Source organism: Acinetobacter sp. LoGeW2-3 (assembly GCF_002688565.1).
Lineage (GTDB): Bacteria > Pseudomonadota > Gammaproteobacteria > Pseudomonadales > Moraxellaceae > Acinetobacter.
Map to the genome: position 1 here is coordinate 115,903 of NZ_CP024012.1, position 17,218 is coordinate 133,120.

The 17,218-nt window shown below is 39.6% G+C and carries 20 protein-coding genes; 9 read left to right on the top strand and 11 right to left on the bottom strand.

Translation table 11 applies throughout. The features are described from left to right. The first annotated feature begins 153 nt into the window (after positions 1 to 153). The 3 genes from BS636_RS15870 (at position 154) to BS636_RS15880 (ending at position 3,424) form a co-directional block, all read left to right on the top strand. On the top strand, positions 154 to 753 hold the full coding sequence (locus BS636_RS15870) for a helix-turn-helix domain-containing protein (RefSeq protein ID WP_099339754.1): 600 nt from the start codon (positions 154 to 156) through the stop codon (positions 751 to 753). 388 nt (positions 754 to 1,141) lie between these two features. After that, the gene (locus tag BS636_RS15875) at positions 1,142 to 2,458 is read left to right on the top strand and encodes an ammonium transporter (RefSeq protein ID WP_099339755.1); all 1,317 of its coding nucleotides are present in this window, start codon (positions 1,142 to 1,144) and stop codon (positions 2,456 to 2,458) included. Between the two features lie 213 nt (positions 2,459 to 2,671). Then, positions 2,672 to 3,424 carry an acetolactate decarboxylase gene (locus BS636_RS15880; protein WP_099339756.1) on the top strand — a complete coding sequence of 251 codons (753 nt, stop codon included), beginning with the start codon at positions 2,672 to 2,674 and terminating at the stop codon, positions 3,422 to 3,424. A gap of 143 nt (positions 3,425 to 3,567) precedes the next feature. On the opposite strand, the gene BS636_RS15890 is transcribed toward BS636_RS15880, so the two are convergent. The 3 genes from BS636_RS15890 to BS636_RS15910 all read right to left on the bottom strand — a co-directional run bounded on the left by BS636_RS15890 (position 3,568) and on the right by BS636_RS15910 (position 6,962). After that, on the bottom strand, positions 3,568 to 4,893 hold the full coding sequence (locus tag BS636_RS15890) for an ISNCY family transposase (protein WP_099339757.1): 1,326 nt from the start codon (positions 4,891 to 4,893) through the stop codon (positions 3,568 to 3,570). A 357-nt stretch (positions 4,894 to 5,250) separates the two neighbouring features. Then, positions 5,251 to 6,389, bottom strand: a protein-coding gene (locus BS636_RS15905) for an IS3 family transposase (protein ID WP_099337213.1) whose coding sequence is annotated in 2 segments (ribosomal slippage) — positions 5,251 to 6,131 and positions 6,131 to 6,389 — 1,140 coding nt in all. Because the reading frame shifts where the segments join, the coding sequence is not laid out codon by codon here. A gap of 147 nt (positions 6,390 to 6,536) precedes the next feature. Next, positions 6,537 to 6,962, bottom strand: a complete 426-nt coding sequence (locus BS636_RS15910; protein WP_099339759.1) for a GFA family protein — start codon at positions 6,960 to 6,962, stop codon at positions 6,537 to 6,539. A 177-nt stretch (positions 6,963 to 7,139) separates the two neighbouring features. On the opposite strand from BS636_RS15910, the gene BS636_RS15915 reads away from it, so the two are divergent. Both BS636_RS15915 and BS636_RS15920 read left to right on the top strand, forming a co-directional pair. Continuing rightward, positions 7,140 to 7,436: a type II toxin-antitoxin system RelE/ParE family toxin gene (locus BS636_RS15915; RefSeq protein ID WP_078191612.1), complete on the top strand. Its 297-nt coding sequence runs from the start codon at positions 7,140 to 7,142 to the stop codon at positions 7,434 to 7,436. Position 7,437: 1 nt separating this feature from the next. Next, complete coding sequence (locus BS636_RS15920; protein ID WP_099339760.1) at positions 7,438 to 7,728, top strand: addiction module antidote protein; 291 nt, start codon at positions 7,438 to 7,440, stop codon at positions 7,726 to 7,728. 93 nt (positions 7,729 to 7,821) lie between these two features. On the opposite strand, the gene BS636_RS15925 is transcribed toward BS636_RS15920, so the two are convergent. Then, positions 7,822 to 8,364, bottom strand: a complete 543-nt coding sequence (locus BS636_RS15925; RefSeq protein WP_099339761.1) for a cysteine hydrolase family protein — start codon at positions 8,362 to 8,364, stop codon at positions 7,822 to 7,824. An 83-nt stretch (positions 8,365 to 8,447) separates the two neighbouring features. Next, positions 8,448 to 9,332 carry an MBL fold metallo-hydrolase gene (locus BS636_RS15930; protein WP_099339762.1) on the bottom strand — a complete coding sequence of 295 codons (885 nt, stop codon included), beginning with the start codon at positions 9,330 to 9,332 and terminating at the stop codon, positions 8,448 to 8,450. Between the two features lie 133 nt (positions 9,333 to 9,465). Here BS636_RS15930 and BS636_RS15935 point away from each other — a divergent pair, with 133 nt between their 5' ends. Beyond that, complete coding sequence (locus BS636_RS15935; protein ID WP_099339807.1) at positions 9,466 to 10,443, top strand: GlxA family transcriptional regulator; 978 nt, start codon at positions 9,466 to 9,468, stop codon at positions 10,441 to 10,443. Positions 10,444 to 10,897: 454 nt separating this feature from the next. On the opposite strand, the gene BS636_RS15945 is transcribed toward BS636_RS15935, so the two are convergent. Genes BS636_RS15945 through BS636_RS15955 form a run of 3 tightly spaced genes read right to left on the bottom strand, consistent with a single transcriptional unit; the run spans position 10,898 to position 11,888 of the window. Then, positions 10,898 to 11,215, bottom strand: a complete 318-nt coding sequence (locus tag BS636_RS15945) for a hypothetical protein (RefSeq protein ID WP_099339763.1) — start codon at positions 11,213 to 11,215, stop codon at positions 10,898 to 10,900. A 54-nt stretch (positions 11,216 to 11,269) separates the two neighbouring features. Then, positions 11,270 to 11,584, bottom strand: coding sequence for a helix-turn-helix domain-containing protein (locus BS636_RS15950; RefSeq protein ID WP_099339764.1), 315 nt, complete (start codon positions 11,582 to 11,584; stop codon positions 11,270 to 11,272). Continuing rightward, the gene (locus tag BS636_RS15955) at positions 11,565 to 11,888 is read right to left on the bottom strand and encodes a transcriptional regulator (protein ID WP_099339765.1); all 324 of its coding nucleotides are present in this window, start codon (positions 11,886 to 11,888) and stop codon (positions 11,565 to 11,567) included. The genes BS636_RS15950 and BS636_RS15955 overlap by 20 nt, the downstream gene beginning before the upstream one ends. A 264-nt stretch (positions 11,889 to 12,152) precedes the next feature. Between BS636_RS15955 and BS636_RS15960 the strand changes: the two genes are divergently transcribed. The 3 genes from BS636_RS15960 (at position 12,153) to BS636_RS16675 (ending at position 13,110) form a co-directional block, all read left to right on the top strand. Next, positions 12,153 to 12,461, top strand: coding sequence for a hypothetical protein (locus BS636_RS15960; protein ID WP_099339766.1), 309 nt, complete (start codon positions 12,153 to 12,155; stop codon positions 12,459 to 12,461). A 165-nt stretch (positions 12,462 to 12,626) separates the two neighbouring features. After that, the gene (locus tag BS636_RS15965) at positions 12,627 to 12,893 is read left to right on the top strand and encodes a hypothetical protein (RefSeq protein ID WP_099339767.1); all 267 of its coding nucleotides are present in this window, start codon (positions 12,627 to 12,629) and stop codon (positions 12,891 to 12,893) included. A 34-nt stretch (positions 12,894 to 12,927) separates the two neighbouring features. Beyond that, positions 12,928 to 13,110, top strand: a complete 183-nt coding sequence (locus tag BS636_RS16675) for a hypothetical protein (RefSeq protein ID WP_099339768.1) — start codon at positions 12,928 to 12,930, stop codon at positions 13,108 to 13,110. Positions 13,111 to 13,320: 210 nt separating this feature from the next. Here BS636_RS16675 and BS636_RS15975 read toward each other — a convergent pair whose 3' ends face one another. Genes BS636_RS15975 through BS636_RS15985 form a run of 3 tightly spaced genes read right to left on the bottom strand, consistent with a single transcriptional unit; the run spans position 13,321 to position 17,216 of the window. Continuing rightward, positions 13,321 to 13,980: a sarcosine oxidase gene (locus tag BS636_RS15975; RefSeq protein WP_099339769.1), complete on the bottom strand. Its 660-nt coding sequence runs from the start codon at positions 13,978 to 13,980 to the stop codon at positions 13,321 to 13,323. Positions 13,981 to 13,983: 3 nt separating this feature from the next. Then, positions 13,984 to 16,893: a glycine cleavage T C-terminal barrel domain-containing protein gene (locus BS636_RS15980; RefSeq protein ID WP_099339770.1), complete on the bottom strand. Its 2,910-nt coding sequence runs from the start codon at positions 16,891 to 16,893 to the stop codon at positions 13,984 to 13,986. Next, positions 16,890 to 17,216, bottom strand: a complete 327-nt coding sequence (locus BS636_RS15985) for a sarcosine oxidase subunit delta (protein ID WP_099339771.1) — start codon at positions 17,214 to 17,216, stop codon at positions 16,890 to 16,892. The genes BS636_RS15980 and BS636_RS15985 overlap by 4 nt, the downstream gene beginning before the upstream one ends. Between the last annotated feature and the right edge of the window lie 2 nt (positions 17,217 to 17,218).

Sequence of the window (17,218 nt, forward strand, 5' to 3'; positions counted from 1 at the left end):
TAATTTTTTTTTACTTTTTTCTCTGAAAACATTATTATTCTTAAGGGGAATATAATTTTCTTACTAGTTTATTATTCCAATAGTTGTTGCTGTTTCTGATTTTTTAATGAGATGCAGTGTTCTGAGAATCAAAATAGTGCGAGTTGATCCAAAATGAGACAGAGCAAAAATAGTATGAAGCTGGAACAATATATTGGTATCCATATTAAACGTTACCGTCAGGAGCAGGGCCTCAAACTTGCTGAAGTGGCACAGATTGCAGAAATCAGCCAAGGTATGCTCAGCAAAATTGAAAATGCTCAGGTCTCGACTAGTCTGGAAACTTTAAGCCGTTTGTGTGAAGTGTTGGGAATTCCTTTATCAACCTTATTTAGCCAATATGACCAACAGGAAAGTCATGCGATGCTGGTGAAAAAGGGCGAAGGTATGGAAGTGGTACGTCGTGGTACAGATAAAGGACACACCTACCATTTGCTCACCCACTCCCGTGGACCACATAAAAATTTCGAAGCCTATCTGGTCAGTATGGATGATGCTAGTGAAGAGTTCCCTACCTTTGCCCATCCTGGTACTGAAATGCTTTATATGGTAGAAGGCGAAATTCTGTATCGGCACGGTGATGAAGTATTTCATCTTCAACCAGGTGACTGTCTAACGCTGGAAGGTGAAATTCCTCACGGTCCAGAACAGCTACTTCAAGTTCCCATTCGGCTTATTTCTATGGTGAACTATTCCACTCACCATGAGGAATAAAAATATGTAAATAAAAAAAGATGGCCTATTCCATCTTTTTTATTTACATATTTTTCTTCGAATATAAAAAATAATAACCCTTATCTAAACATACCTATATTTTAGTATTACTTAACCATGATTTAGTAATACCAAGTCAATCATTTTTGATTCCCAACTATTTAGTATAAAAAAATTATTAATTTTATTAACTACTTATTTATATATTACATTACGTATTAATTAACGAATTTAATGAAAATTCCATAGTTATTAGAGTTTGTGGCATATGAATTGCTTTAGTAAATATGAAATAAATATTCTTTATAAGAATACTCATCAAACACTTTATTCAAGTAAACACAGGTTTTTTATATGTAGTTTATCGTGGGATTTATGGGAGCCATTCATGATGTTGCAGAGTTTTAAAAAATTAATACTTGCAAGTTTATTGCTGTTTCCAGCACTGGCATTTGCAGCAGATGCTATTGATGCACCAGCAACGGTGTGGGTCATGGTATCAACAGTGATTGTATTATTAATGTTTATACCAGGATTAGCACTGTTCTACGGCGGTATGGTTCGTTCTAAAAATATTCTTTCTGTTTTTAGTCAGTTTTTTGCGATTGCCAGCGTAGTCGGTATTTTATGGGTCGTCGTCGTATACAGCTTGGCGACGGATACCACGGGTATGCAAGAAGGTGTCTACAATATTGGCAGTTTTGTCGGTGGGTTGAATGCTGCATTTTTGGCAGGTATCACCCCAGAGAGTATGGCTGGAGGAATTCCTGAATATATTGTCATTTTGTTTCTAATGACTTTTGCCATGATTACCCCTGCGATTGCTTTGGGTGGATTTGCTGAGCGAATGCATTTTGGTGCCATGGTATTATTTGCAGCACTCTGGACCGTTATTGTCTATGGTCCTCTGGCGCATATGGTATGGGGCGGAGATGGTGCATTATTTCATAACTGGGGTGTATTAGACTTCGCTGGTGGTACAGCAGTACATATCAGTGCCGGTGTGACTTCTTTTGTGGGTGCTTTAGTACTAGGTAAACGCAAAGGCTGGCCAACTACACCTATGCCTCCACACAATGTGGTATTTGTCCTGATTGGTGCGGCTTTCCTATGGGCAGGTTGGTTCGGCTTTAACGTCGGTTCTGCTTTGGCTATTGATGGCTCATCTTCTTTGATCTTTATGACCACCATGCTGGCAACATTAGGCGGGATCTTTGGCTGGATGCTGGTTGAAAAAATCTCAGCTGGACATGTGACTGCATTTGGTCTGGCATCTGGTGCCATTGCCGGCTTAGTGGGAATCACCCCTGCTGCTGCTTTTGTTGGACCATTTGGCGCGATTGCCATTGGCTTCCTGGCAAGCATTTCTGTGTTCTACTCAATTACTATCCTTAAACGTAAACTAGGTGCTGATGATGCCTTAGATGTATTCTCAGTGCATGGTATTGGTGGTGTAGTCGGATGTATTTTGACTGCGATCTTCTGTATTCCTTCACTTGGAGGAAATGTTGAGGATGTTTCTGTCATTCCTCAGATTCTGGCTCAAATCGCAAGTATTGTCTTTACCTTCATTTATGTCGGCGTGTTGTCCTGGATTCTGCTTAAGATTGTAGGTTTGATTATGCCATTACGTGTTAGTGAAGAAGAGGAAGAAACCGGTTTGGATAAAACCGACCATAACGAAAGTGCTTATAATCTGTATTAGTTCAGACTTGATCGTACATTCTTCTTGAAAAAGAGAAAGTTACCCGTTTTGATAAAGGTGTCGAAATCTTAATCAAACAAAGGTAACTTTCTTATGTTGCATACTAACAATCAAATCATTAAACACCTAATACTTCTTAGCAGCTACTTGCTTGATTGACTAAGATATTAGTTTCTCTTCTAATACCTATATTTTCTAAATATTAAAATTGAAATGAATCATATAAATCGTATTTTCAGAATCCTAGTCATTACCAGTGCAATCAGTACCAGTGCTATTGCTGCAGATATGCCTTTCAAATTTACTCATTACGGTAACTTCAAGCATATGATGCATACCGGTGATGATCGAGGCACCGTTAAACTCTCGGAAGTACCACAACAGAAAAATACATGGGGCTTAGGGGCACTTGCAGGACGTACAGGTGAAATTATTCAAATGGATGGCAAAATTCTAGTGAGCCCAGGTAGTGATTTAAACGGGAAAATCTTGCCTCATGATCCAAATGAACAGGCCTTTCTTTTTGCAAGCGGCCAAGTTTCGAAATGGCATGATATTTCCCTGTCATCAGATATGAACCAATCTCAGTTAGAAGCATTCATCTTAGAAGAGGCAAAACGCTTAGGGCTATCAACTGAGCAGCCTTTTGTCTTTCGTCTGCAAGGAAAATATCCTCAATTACGCTGGCATGTTGTGACAGGTAAAAAACCTCAACCAGTGACTGAGCAAACAGGCAGTCATACCACTCATGCAAAAAAACATCATGTAGAAAAGTATATTTTCAATAATCCTGATGCTCGAGGACAATTAATTGGGATATACAGTGGTCCTCAATTAGAAAGTGTAGTGACTCACCCAAATGAGTATTTTCATGCTCATTATATTGATGATCAGGCTGATATTTCTGGTCATGTAGAAGCTTACTCAGTAGCAAAAGGTACTATTCTCAAGTTGCCTCTTCAGTAATCTATGATGCAATCTAGAATAGTTTAAATATCTCAAATCGAAGATCTTTTTATTGGTGGGAAGATAGACACTTTAAATGGGTTCTAACAAGGACTGTTATTCCCAAGTAGAAATGTCCTACCTAAAAACCAAATAGAAATGTCCTATACAGACATTTCCAAGTCAAGCACAGGATTCAGATATCGTTGTTGAACTGCTGTTTTCTGTGCTCGTCTACGGGGCATCTTTTGAGAACGATTACGTTTGTTTCGTTGTTCTAATTCTTCATGCTGTTGTTGAATATGGTTCAGAACAGCACCTAAACGTTTATTTTCAACAATCTCTCGCTGATTGAGTGGGCTTAACTTATCGAAGATGCTGTAATTGATTTTTCGACCTTCATATTCAATTGCAACTGTACCATCCGGGTATTCTAGAAACTCAAGATACTTGCCGATCAGCCTTTGATTTTCTTCCGTATTTTCCAGAAGATATACGCATTTATCATAAGTAATCGTCAGACTATTCGTGACTCTGCGGGGTTCACGCCAGGTAAAAATATCATCTAACTGCTCAGCAGTTTCGCTGACAGTCCGGTGTAGATCCTTGGGATTAAAGGCCATCTTGGCAAATTTACGATTAAATTGCTCAATAAAGCAGGGTAACCATCCATTCGCTTCCTCAATCGAACCGATGCCTGCCAGACGCATTTCTTTAATCAGACGATCCTGAAGAGTTCTATTGACTCGTTCTACACGGCCTTTGGCCTGTGGTGAATTGGCGAAGATGATATCGATATTCAGAGTGCTGAGCACGCGTCCGAATTGCGTGATCTTGGAGTCTTTCTTACTACTTTGATTTACCCTAAAGACTGAATGTTTGTCGCTATAAAATGCTAAAGGCTTACCGTGCTGTTCGATATATAAACGTGTTGAAATCATATAGTCAAAGGCTGATTCTGACTCACAGAAGCGTAAATGCTGCAATTTTCCTGTAGCATCGTCGATAAATACTAGCAGACAGCATTTAGGGGCTCGTCCTTCAAACCAGTCATGATGTGAGCCATCAATCTGGATCAGTTCACCATAACAGTCCCGGTTATAACGAGGCTGATACGGCCGTTTCAGGCGCTTAGCGCGAGGAATCCATAAATCGGCTGCAATCATCCAGGAACGCAGTGTTTCCACTGAAATATTGAATCCATGAATGGTCGTCAGCTTTTCATGCGCTAGAGTGGGTCCAAAACCATGGAATTGCTCAGCGACCAGATTGAGGCACTTGAGTCTGAGCTCTTCAGGAAGCCTGGAATTGCTGATTTGGCCACGTGCAGCATGTGCTAATGCAGTTGCACCTTGAGTTTTATATTTTTGCAATAAACGTCTGATCTGACGTTCTGAAATATGAAGTAGCTGAGCAGCTTGGGACTGAGTTATGCGTTGATCACAGATTTCTTGCAAGACCGACAATCTTTTAAGTTCTTTATCCGACATAGACACCAACATATCAAACCGTCCGCTAAGGAAATTGCAAAAGTGCATATTCTAAAAGCGGACATTTTTACTTTGGAGAAACCGGACATTTCTATTTTGGGCTTACAAGGACGTTTCGTATAACGTGTATTATGTTAATTTTAGGGGAATTAAAGAGTAGAAATGAGCTTAAATCTAAATAATAAAAAATTTATAAATGCTAAAAACACCTCTAATGGAGAAGTATCTCATGAGACTATTTTTAATTATTATCAAATCGGTAAGCGTATAGAAGCTACCTATTCTGGTGGCAGTATTACCAATGGACATTTACTAGGTTTCATGGACTGCTCCCAGTATCCTAGACACGAGACGGCCTCATTTTGAAGCTGCCTCAAAGGCTTCCGGACTCATCCCATCGAGATGCGAATGACGCCTGATTCGATTGTAAAACATCTCGATGTAATCAAATACATCTGCACGAGCCATTTCTCGTGTTTTATAGATCCTCTTTTTAATTCTTTCCTTCTTCAAGCTGCTAAAAAAGGATTCAGCAACAGCATTGTCCCAACAGTTTCCACGACGACTCATACTCGGAACTAAATTATGCTTCTGACAGAATTTCTGCCAGTCTCCGCTACTGTATTGTGAGCCTTGGTCTGAGTGTATGATCACAGGTTCATTGGGTCTGCGTCGCCATACCGCCATTAAAAGTGCATCCAAAACGATATCCTTGGCAAGCGTAGGTTTCATTGACCAACCGATGACTTTTCTCGAATATAAATCGAGAACCACAGCCAGATATAACCAGCCTTGCCAGGTGCGGATGTAGGTAATATCAGTCACCCAAGAGGTATCCGGTGTGTTTACAACAAATTCTCGATTTAAATGGTTAGGTGGCACAATCTGAGGACGACCACGACCATAGCTTTTATGCTTCTTATATCCTCGAACAGCGGCAATACCATTGTGCTTCATGATCTTCAGCACACGATTAGGTCCACAGCTTTCACCTAGCTCTTTAAGATCCAGCGTAATGCGACGATAACCGTAGATGCCATAACTGGCATCATAAGAAGAACGGATGAGCTGTAATAACCGCTTATCTTCAATAGTCCTGCCTGATTCGGGTTCATGCAACCAAGCATAGTAGCCAGCACGAGCAATCTTAAGAACCCGACACATCGTTTTAATCTTAAATTGATGGCTGTATTCCAGGATAAACTGATACTTTACTCGGGCAGGCTTGCAAAGTACCTTGCGGCCTTTTTTAGAATATCCCGTTCCTCTTCAGTTTGTTTGAGCTGACTTTTAAGGCGAAGGATTTCTTTCTTTGCTTCGAGTAGTTCATGTTCATCAGGGTTGTTGCGTAAAGGCTGTACGGCCTTTAGCCATTTATAAATGCTGTGCTGTGATACACCTAAACGTTCTGCCACATCGGTGACAGAATATCCACGTTCAGTAATCAATTTAACAGCTTCATCTTTAAATTCTGGGGTGTATCGTTGTCCACTCATAATGTTCTCTCCTATGCAAAAAGAATAGACGAAATTTGTCTAGGAGAGTGGTGGCAGTCCAATCTAACTAAAAGGTGTCTACAAAATCGGTGGCTATTCACTTCGTATAATCCGTATTATATTAATTTTAGGAGATATTAAATTAGATTAATCAAAATAATCTTCTAGTTCATTCCAGCTTGGTAACTCTAAGTATTCTTTATCTAGTGCTATTACAGGCGACCAATTAATCTTTGACGTAAGACAAAACCCTAGTCTTTTCTTAATTACAGGCACTTCATTTAATAATCCAAGTGGAATCCATATGAATGAGCTATTTCCAACTTTGTTAGGAATTGGAGATCCACAACCCGTACAAAAGCAAGAAGTAAAGCCTGAATCTTTTTTAAATATGCCAATTGAATCCGTACCAGAAACCCACTCAAATAACGTCTCATTCACCAACGTAGCTGAATTTGCTCCAGTACCACTTTGTTTACGACATAAACTGCAATGACAGTGATACATCGTCTCAATATCTTTATTGACTAGGAATTCAACCTTACCACACAAGCAACTACCACTATTTTTCATAATTTTAAGATTTTATTGATGCAAGCTTTCTAAGCATAAATCATTTTCTATTTATTGACCTTAGATAAGCCTCACTTAACATAATGGTGGTTATACAAAATTAACAAATCACAGGATGAATATACTTGCATATTGTATTCGATCGAATACAATTAAGTGAGAAGAAAAGGAATCCTCATGATTGAAATTAAACGTCTACCTGAGTTTGATGAATGGTTAGATGGCATTAAAGACAATATGACCCGAATTCGCTTGAATCGTAGATTAGATAAGGTTCAACGTGGTAATTGGGGAGATATTAAGCCCTTACAAGATGGGGTTTGGGAAATGAGGGAGTTCTTTGGATCAGGCTGGCGGATGTATTACATCCAGCATGGTGATGTTGTTATTGTGATGCTTGGTGGAGGAGATAAATCTACACAGCAAGACGATATCAAGCGAGCAGTCAAATTATCGAAAACATTGGAGGATTAAAATGGTTAAAGTTTCTGATTTACCAAGTTTTGATATGGCTGAGTCACTCAAAACTGAAGAAGACATTGTGATGTATCTCAATATGGTTCTTGAAGAGAATGATCCAGCTGAATTAGCTCATGCGCTTGGTGTAATTGCAAAAGCTCGTGGCATGACTCAAATTGCGAAAGAAGCAGGAATTGGGCGTGAGGCACTGTACAAAGCCCTACGTCAGGATTCAGCACCACGTTTTGACACGATTAATCGTGTAGTGAATGCTTTAGGCCTAAAACTCACAGTACAGCACGCCTAAAACTTTAAAAAATATAGTAAAAATGGGACCCAAAGGCTCCCATTTTTAGCTTCGTATAAGGTGTATTATGTTAATTTTAGGAAATCTTAAGCTTTAGCCAACATAATCTTCAGTTGATATTACTTGAGCATATGCAAATTCAAAAGCGGCCATTAATGTTGCATGGACATGACCAGCAGGTACTTTAACGCCATTAAATTCCAAGTCTAGTGTTGCACAAGCATCATGTATCACTTTTACCTTATAACCAAAATCAGAAGCAGCACGAACAGCAGCATCAACACACATATGGGTCATAGCACCAATCACGACTAACTCAGTCACTTGATTGCTATCTAAAATTTCTTTGAGATTCGTATTTAAGAACGCATTGATGTGATTTTTAATGATTACAGCTTCATCTTCTTGCGGCTTAACTGTGTCCTGAAATTCAATACCATTTGAGCTAGGTTCAAATATAGGAGATTCAGCATCAGCAATATGTTGGACATGAATCACTTGAGTACCCAGTTGACGGGCCTTCGCAATTACGTTCACTGCATTAGCAGCAGCTTGTTCAATATTTACCAATGGTAATTTACCTGTAGGTAGATATTCATTTTGTAAGTCGATAACTAATAAAACTGATTTTGACATACCTATTCCTTTACTTAACTAATATTTGTTTTGTTCTACTTATATTTTAAAGAAGTGGAATGCTTCCACTTCTTTAAGTTACTTTAGAAGGAAAGCGTTTCACCATCGATAGGAATTAAAACCTTATCTTGGATTCCTTTGTCTTTTACGTACTCTGCAAGCTCAGCACGTGTTACCGACATGTGGTTAATTGCATCCATGTGAACAGCAACCACTTTAGCATTTGGTGCTTTCTGAGTTGCACGATAAGTATCTTCTTTGCCCATAATAATGGATTCTTTAAAGCCATCAACCAAAGCATTACCAGTATTCAATACAATTACATCAGGTTTAAATGTTTGAATCGCTTGATCAACTTCAGAACGCCAGATGGTATCTCCTGCCACATAAACCGTTTCATGGCCAGCAGCTTCAAATACCACACCCATTGCTTCACCTAATCCAGCTTTAAGCTTAGGAATACGGTACATGGCATCAGTACCGTGTTGACCACCAGTTTTAGTGAGCTTAATCCCTTCAAAGGTCGCTTGAGTTAATACACGAACATCTTTGAAGCCTTGTGACTGAATGATTTTCTGGTCTTCTTTATTCTGTACGAATAAAGGCATATCTTTCGGAATCGCCGCTTGTGCTGCATCATCCCAATGATCTAAATGGGTATGGGTCACGATTACCGCATCTACACCTTCTAAAATCGTTTCGGGCTTGATAGGCAAATCGACTAATGGGTTCCGTAAATAGCTACGATGAGTATCAGGAAAACCTTCATAGAACCCTTTTTTAGCAAACATTGGGTCAATTAAAAAAGTCGTATCAGCATAGGTTACTTTAATCGTTGCATTGCGAATTTCTTGTATATGCGTAACTTTAGAAGTATCTCGCTGAACCACCTTATCATTCGCATATAAATGGACTGAAGCCATTGCCAGAGAGAGTGCAATAACAGAGCTACTTAAAATTTTATTCATGTTCCAGATCCAATCATTTAGTCATACTCGAATCATGATAGGAAAAATTAAACAATAAAATTGTCCTTAAGGACAATCATCGAAACTATTAGGACAAAATGCTATATTTACATTTTTAATGGAGAAATTTGAAGTGGCGATACCTCGTATAGGACTATTTATATATCCGAATATAAATCCATTTCACTTTTCAGTTCCTCATATTATTTTTAATACAAAGATTGGCGATAAACCTTTATTCGAGCTGAAAATATTCTCTCTTGACAACCAACCTGTCAAAACTGGAAGTGCCATGTCAATTATGCCTGATGGTGGAGTCGAACTTATTAATGACTTTGATCTTGTCATCATTCCGGGCTGGGACGATTTCAATCATGTACCTGAACAGATGCTAATAGATAAACTAAATCAAGCACATAAAAATGGATCTAGAATAGTCGGTTTGTGTTATGGCACTTATGCATTGGCATATGCAGGCTTACTCAACCATAAAAAGGCAGCAACACATTGGATGGCTGAACAAGATTTCAGTAAGCGGTTTCCACAGGTTCAACTTGATCATGATGCCCTGTACGTAGAAGACCAAAGGATTGTCACCTCTGCAGGAACAGGTGCTGCACTAGATTGCTGTTTATACTTGGTACGTGAAATTTATAATGCACATATTGCTAATAAGGTTTCCCGAGTTATGGTCATTCCCCCTCATCGTGAAGGTGGACAGGCACAATTCATTGAGCAACCAGTAGCCAAATCTGGTCAAGATGCTCAAATTAACCTTTTACTCGATTTCTTAAGACAAAATTTAGCGATACAGCATAGTATTGAAAGCTTAGCTAAACGTGCTCATATGACACGTAGAACATTTACACGACACTTTAAAAAAGCCACTGGTATGACGCCAGTTGATTGGCTAAATACCGAAAGAATTAGGTTTAGCTGTGAATTATTAGAAACCACAAGCTTGTCTATCGAAAAGATTACCGAACTTGCAGGGTTCAACAATACCGTGTCATTTAGAAAGAATTTCCGTGAAAAATACAGTACAAGCCCTCAGGCATGGAGAAAAGCTTTTGGGAACATTAATGAGAATAATCCGCTCCATTTAATATAATGGATATTATACGAAGTACACTTGTATATTATTTTAAAATCAACAACTTAAAAATTTAGTCATGACTAAGAAATCAGCAGAAATCCACTTTTGTAATAAGTCGATGAGTTTTTAAGCGAATCTGTAACATTTTGCCAAGAAAATTGGTTATTAAATAATCAATTTAATAGTCAGTGCCCATTTCATGCGGATCCAGGTTGCGAAATTATCCCCAATTGCTGTGGATAAAATTTAGGCTATTTTGTAGGTTAGAACGTACAAGGATATCGGTCCTTTGCGGCTATTTAGATGACCTCAAATTTCCTATGATGAAGTCATCAGGAACAGGAAGTTCCATAACATAAAACAATAATTATAAGTTATTACACATGGACCAGAGGGCATAACCGCACACTAAGAAAAAGTAAAAAACCCTGGCAGGATGCCAGGGTTTTTTATAGTCTGAATATAGTAATTAGCGAGCAGTAGTATCTAATTGGTTTTGATTGATAAATTTAATTAGCGTATCTTGAATAAACTCTTCTAGTTCAATACCTTGCTGTTTAATTATGTTTTCAACCTTTGTAATAATTTCGCTCTCTAACTCAAATGAGATTTCTGCTGAAGTCGACATCAGTAAATCATAGTTGTTTTCTACGATTTTTCTAAAAGCTTCTTCTAGATTATTCTGGGATGGGACATTGAAGGATAGCCGTAGAGAACTATTAATAATTTCAACATGCGTATATCCAAGATATTCTGTACTTTTTCCGACAAATCCTAAATGCTTCATAATAGTTCTCGAATCTAGTAATAGCGAATAGCCCTTAATCGAGAGCTATCTAAATCAAGCTAGGCTTTCTTTTACAAATTTTGGATCAACAATAAATAATCTAATAAGTGATGTTGCGGCTCCTGAAGGTCTTCTAGCACCTTGTTCCCAAGATTCAAGTGTACGTCTTGAAACACCAAGGAGTTTGGCAAACTGTTCTTGTGTAAGTTGTGCCTTTCTACGAGCTAATGCTACATCTGTCTCAGTGATTACAGTTCTTTTAGCAGCATTATTAGCAAGCATATCATCTATACCTTGCAATATTTCAGCTTCAATATCTCTTGTTGCTTCAAAAGCTTCGAGTTCTTTTTCAGTCATTAAACGAGTCATTTAATTTCTCCACCAATGCTTGAAGAGTTTTCTTACTAAGCTGTACCGTTTGCTTTTTACTGTACAGAGTTAATAGCCAGATCTCTCCATTTGTTAAACGATTAAAGTAGATGACTCTGACACCAGCACTTTTACCTCTGCCCCCGCTCGTCCATCTAATTTTACGAATACCACCTGAATTAGGCTCTACATCTCCAGCTTCAGGATTTAATGCCAAGAATGTTTTAAATTCTTCGTACTCTTCCTGGGACCAATAAACAAGACAGTATTTAGTAAATAATGGGGTTTCACATATTGTATACATTGCTGATGTTCATACTACCCTGTAGTAATTTATCATATACCACTATGTAGTATTATTGAATATTAATTTTCATCTTTTTGATTATTTAGATTTAAAAAGCTGAGTTCTTATATAATTCTGAGGGTAAAGGCTATCAAATATGCATACGTAAAATTCTGTGTGAAACAATATTGAAGAATTCAAAAATCACCCTTTAGATTAGGAGCAATAGGATGAACTACTTTGCACAGGATCCCTTCTAGGTAATGTTACCTAGGAGGAATCATGAAAAGACTGAGATCTCAGTATCATCAATCTGTAAAAAAGCCACATCCTAATGATTATTTTTATAAACGCTTTCCTAATGTGAAAAGCGTTTATCATAAAAAATTCAGTACACACCAAGAGAAAAGCTTTTATTCAATTCATTGCATTGAATATAAAGACTATCCTCTTAAACTTCGTGTAGCGCGAGGGCCTGGTCTAGCTGAAGCATGGGATGATCTTCCAGCATATGTCTATAAAGTTGCTAAAAGTTGGAAGCATAATTCCAGAAGACAGCATCAGTACTACAAAGAACATGAACAACACTAAGAAAAATGAGGGAGTTTTTCCCTCATTTTTTGTATAAAACTCATTCTAAAAGACTGATTATTAGAAATAGATAAAGGATTCTGCATCATTGAAAGAGTAAAATTTATAAAATCAGAAGTATTGAAATTGCCTTCTGTTAACTTGATGAAATGAGTACTAAAACCTATGAAAAGAGATGGAATTTTAGGACATGACCCTTCTGAAAAAATCATTTTTTGCTTTCTTTTTGAAAATGATGAAAAGGTTATCTCGCTGTTCGTTCGCTATTCAGATGAAAATACGATGAATATTGCAAAGCAGTCAGTCACTTTACATAGCCTATTTTGGAAATCAGATACGAGTGCACAAAATTTGAAGGAATTATTTGAAACTGATCCTTCCTTAGTAAATTTAGGCGTAGAGTTTTGGGCAGAATTTTTTTCAAAGCAATAAAAGAAATCGATTTTACTTTAGAAAGGACAATTTAATGGATAAAAAACTATTTGATCATCTAGTCCTTTCCCTAAAAGAAGCAGGCACCATCAAACACGATGAAATTCTGGCAAGCCGGATCACAGACCTTAGACTGGCCGCTAATAAAACACTCCCTGAAAAAAATGAAGTTAATCCCAACATAGTTTTAGGACATTTCTATTTGGTTATTAGGTAGGACATTTCTACTTGGGAATAACAATAATCAATAGCTAGTAGTTCAACATACTTAAAGCGTATTCAAGGGCTAAAAATTATAGAAATCTACCCTACTTAATACGTTTAATTTTCAAGAAAATAACACTGGTTGAGCTTTGGGAACGTAAAAATGATATGGCTGCCGATTGATACCAGCAGCCATATGGAAGGGCTTATAGTTGGAGGAACTTTAAAGTAGTGTGTTAACACCTATTACTTTACCGTTAAATTCAATTATTGCATCAATCAGCACTTCCCATAAATACAATGATGCAGAGCGATCACACAGAATGCTAAATTTCGGACAGATTTCATCGCTGACATTCAGCACAATCGCATTAATACGTGCTACTGAAGTCTGCACGATCTGACCCGGCTTAAATTCTTCGGAACTGAGGTCAACACCGCAAAGCTTCGCCATAATGGCTGATACATAATCTCCAGTAAGCATCATCCATGCATGGCTATCTTGGCGAGGTAACAAATAATTGAGAGACTCATCCATCTGCCAATCAGCTTCAAGTGCAGCGGCTTTGTCACCGAAATCCTTTAATGATCCTAGAACCAGATATTCAGTTGCAGACAGACACCCAACAAAACTGCCATCGTCCTGTGCAAGTACGGTATTTGGTACTTCTGGTGTGCGATATCCTTTTTGCTGCAAATATGTCTCTGCATCTACACCACGGAAGCCAACACGAGATAAATGAGTCAGATCAATCAGGCCGCAGCGTTTAAGCTGCTCCTGCTGATTTGGTGTAGTCAGAAAATATTTGCCTGAACCATAAGCATCATATTTTTCAAATGTGCGCTGAATTAAACTGCGCTCTGCCTGATATAGATTTTGCATCGTTTAAATCTCCTGACGTTGGTTTTCTGGATCGTAGAATGGGGCTTTGACTACGGTGGCTTGCACAATTTCGCCTTTCTCGACACGGATCGGGAAAGTCTGACCTTCTGTACTTTGATTGATGCCCACATAAGCCATGCCAATAATCTTGTCTAAGCTTGGTGAATACTCACAAGAAGTAATATTGCCCGAAATATCTTCACCTTCTAATACGATATGTCCTTCCAGGGGTTGAGTCTTAGTCTTGTCTAGCACGAAAGAAACCAGTTTGCGTTTTAAAGGCTGGGATGTCAGGATTTCGATCGAACGCTTACCCACAAACCATGGTTTTGATTTTGCCACTGCCCAGCTGAGATCACATTCCTTCGGATGCGTCATGCCATCTGTATCCTGGCTAATGATAATATGGCCTTTTTCAAGACGTAATAGACGCTGGGTTTCCACACCAAACGGCTGCATATTCCACGCCTTGCCAGCTTCCATCAGCAGATCCCAGACAAATTCACCATAGCGTGCTGGATAGTGAATTTCATAGCCCAATTCCCCTACAAACCCGACACGGAGTAGACGGACCGGGATACCTTGAATCGTGCCCAGTCTTAGACCTAGATACGGGAAGGCTTCATTACTGAAATCTACATCGGTACACACTTTTTGCATTAATGCGCGGGAGTTTGGTCCGGCGACATTCACTGCAGCAAATGCCGTAGTCACATTAGTAATATCCACATTCAGGCGCCACTGTGCATTCCATTTCAGCATTTGCTGGTAGATACGGTCGACACCACTGGTGGTTGCTGTGACATAAAAATGCCGTTCATTGATACGGCCGGCTACCCCATCATCAATCACCACACCATCTTCTGCAGCCATCACTGCATAGCGGGTTTTACCGACTGGTAATTTTGCAAAAGCAAAGGTATACAAACGGTTCAGGAATTCGGCACTGTCTGCACCACGGATTTCTAAACCACCCAAAGTTGATACATCGATTATGCCCACATTCTGGCGCACGTTGAGTGCTTCACGTTCGATATTTTTCAAACGCTGCTCTGCAGGCCCATAAAATGCCGGACGTTGCCAGTTGCCTGCAGGCATCATTTTCGCACCAAGCTCTAAGTGACGCTGATGTATTGGTGTCTGACGGTACGGATCAAAACCACGCCCAGCAATATGTGCCAGTTTTTCTGCAGTAAAAGGAGGACGGGCTGTTGTCACGCCAGTTTCACTCACACTGCGATCAGTATATTTCGCGACTAAACGTGCGGTTGGCAAAGCTGAATGACGGCCTTGCGATGGTCCCATGCCGACAGTTGAGAAACGCTTAACCAGCTGTACGTCACGGTAACCGCTCTTGGTTGCATTGATAATGTCACGGATTTGCAGATCTTCATCAAAGTCGACAAACTCCTTGCCTTTAGGATGCTCAAACATCGGCCATGGGAAGTTAACCGGTGCCTCAGTAAAGCTCAGTTCATCATCAAATTGTGTATTTTCCTGGATAGAACGTATCGCATTCTGTGCAGTATGCTCTGCATCTTTCAGGACATTCTCAATCGCATGTACACCATGTACCGAACCTGCAATTTGCAAACCTTTTGGCAACCCAGTAATACTGAACTGTGCCCGGCTATCAGCATAGCTCAGCTTAGCACCTGCCTGACACAACAGTTGATACACTGGCATATAGCCTGATGACATCGCCAGTACATCACATTCCAGATGAAGTGAATCTTTAGTGACCTGACCTGCTGCAGTGATCTGGCAAATATCCACACCAGTGAGGTGTTGCATCGCACGGTCATGCTGTGCCTCATAAACAGTACTTCTGAAATAGCATTTCACTGTGGAAGAAACAATCCGTTGCAATGCCGTATCAGCAGCACCTGCACGCATATCTACCAGAGCCTGAACCGCAACACCAGCTTCAAGCAAATCAAGTGCAGCCAGATAACCATCATCATTACCGGTAAGAATCACTACTTTTTGGCCTGGCTTTACCGCATACAACTTGACTAAACGCTGTACGGCACTCGTTAAAATCACCCCCGGTAAATCATTGTTTCTAAATACAACTGGCTGATCAAAACTGCCACTGGCCACAATGCACTGTTTCGCACGGACTTTATACATGCGTTTGCCTTGAATTACAGGCAAATAGTGATCGGTGAACCAAGCATTACATACTGCTTCTTTCAGTACTGTGATATTGGCATGTTGTTCAGCCATCTGTACCAGCTCATTTCTTAATTGATTCGCTAGCTGACCTGCTATATCAAAACGCGCATAGTTCAGACTGCCGCCGAGTACTTTTTCCTGTTCAATCAGTAATACTTTCAAGCCAGCATCAGCTGCTGTAATCGCTGCTTTCAGTCCTGCTGGACCAGCACCAATCACGGCAACATCAGTAAATAAGTATGCTTTGTCGTAGTATTCCGGCTCGAAATTCAGATCCAGCACACCCAGTCCGGCTTTTTTACGGATCATCGGTTCCCAGAGTTTCCACACACCTTTTGGCTTATAAAAAGAACGGTAATAAAAGCCTACTGGCATGAATTTAGAAAACTTGCCTAAAAATGCGTCTGAGTCTTTCAGTAAAGAACCTGAAAAATTTTGCCCTGAAGAGGTTGTGATTGTCTGGATATCTGTGCAGTCTGCCAGGACATTTGGTTCTTGTGGCAACTGGATCAGGGTATTGGCATCCTGACCCGCCATGGTCAGTGGCGCACGCGGACGGTGGTATTTAAATGAACGCGACATGATCCAGCGCCCACTGGCGATCAGAGCACTGGCGATACTGTCACCGGCAAAGCCGCTGAATTTCTGCTGGTCAAATTCAAACTGCACTTGTTGATCGCGGTCAATGAGCAGTCCATAAGGTGCAGGAAGTCTATCTAAGCCTGTTTTTGTCATGCAACTACCCCTTTTTGTTCAGCAGACTGTGCTGGTTTTTCTTCTACTTTAAAATCAACACGTTGATTAAAAATTTCTTTAGCATCATAAGTACGGATAATTTCATCTGATGCAGTATGCCGCTCAGCAATGAACCAGTAACTGCTTGGTGTATGCATCCACCATTCACGTACGATTCCAATTAAATTATCTTTATTAAACACATAATCGGCCCATTCCTGATCAGTGCATGTATTCTGGTCCGGCATTTCACGCACTTCACCGCCATAGGTGAATTCACTGATATTGCGCGGACCATTGAGAGGACAAATCATTATTTTCATGG

Excerpts from the sequence above, each read along its gene's own strand:
- BS636_RS15870 (WP_099339754.1), top strand. The coding sequence starts at position 154 with ATGAGACAGAGCAAAAATAGTATGAAGCTGGAACAATATATTGGTATC.
- BS636_RS15875 (WP_099339755.1), top strand. The coding sequence starts at position 1,142 with ATGATGTTGCAGAGTTTTAAAAAATTAATACTTGCAAGTTTATTGCTG.
- BS636_RS15880 (WP_099339756.1), top strand. The coding sequence starts at position 2,672 with ATGAATCATATAAATCGTATTTTCAGAATCCTAGTCATTACCAGTGCA.
- BS636_RS15890 (WP_099339757.1), bottom strand. The coding sequence starts at position 4,893 with ATGTCGGATAAAGAACTTAAAAGATTGTCGGTCTTGCAAGAAATCTGT.
- BS636_RS15910 (WP_099339759.1), bottom strand. The coding sequence starts at position 6,962 with ATGAAAAATAGTGGTAGTTGCTTGTGTGGTAAGGTTGAATTCCTAGTC.
- BS636_RS15915 (WP_078191612.1), top strand. The coding sequence starts at position 7,140 with ATGATTGAAATTAAACGTCTACCTGAGTTTGATGAATGGTTAGATGGC.
- BS636_RS15920 (WP_099339760.1), top strand. The coding sequence starts at position 7,438 with ATGGTTAAAGTTTCTGATTTACCAAGTTTTGATATGGCTGAGTCACTC.
- BS636_RS15925 (WP_099339761.1), bottom strand. The coding sequence starts at position 8,364 with ATGTCAAAATCAGTTTTATTAGTTATCGACTTACAAAATGAATATCTA.
- BS636_RS15930 (WP_099339762.1), bottom strand. The coding sequence starts at position 9,332 with ATGAATAAAATTTTAAGTAGCTCTGTTATTGCACTCTCTCTGGCAATG.
- BS636_RS15945 (WP_099339763.1), bottom strand. The coding sequence starts at position 11,215 with ATGAAGCATTTAGGATTTGTCGGAAAAAGTACAGAATATCTTGGATAT.
- BS636_RS15950 (WP_099339764.1), bottom strand. The coding sequence starts at position 11,584 with ATGACTCGTTTAATGACTGAAAAAGAACTCGAAGCTTTTGAAGCAACA.
- BS636_RS15955 (WP_099339765.1), bottom strand. The coding sequence starts at position 11,888 with ATGTATACAATATGTGAAACCCCATTATTTACTAAATACTGTCTTGTT.
- BS636_RS15960 (WP_099339766.1), top strand. The coding sequence starts at position 12,153 with ATGAAAAGACTGAGATCTCAGTATCATCAATCTGTAAAAAAGCCACAT.
- BS636_RS15965 (WP_099339767.1), top strand. The coding sequence starts at position 12,627 with ATGAAAAGAGATGGAATTTTAGGACATGACCCTTCTGAAAAAATCATT.
- BS636_RS16675 (WP_099339768.1), top strand. The coding sequence starts at position 12,928 with ATGGATAAAAAACTATTTGATCATCTAGTCCTTTCCCTAAAAGAAGCA.
- BS636_RS15975 (WP_099339769.1), bottom strand. The coding sequence starts at position 13,980 with ATGCAAAATCTATATCAGGCAGAGCGCAGTTTAATTCAGCGCACATTT.
- BS636_RS15980 (WP_099339770.1), bottom strand. The coding sequence starts at position 16,893 with ATGACAAAAACAGGCTTAGATAGACTTCCTGCACCTTATGGACTGCTC.
- BS636_RS15985 (WP_099339771.1), bottom strand. The coding sequence starts at position 17,216 with ATGAAAATAATGATTTGTCCTCTCAATGGTCCGCGCAATATCAGTGAA.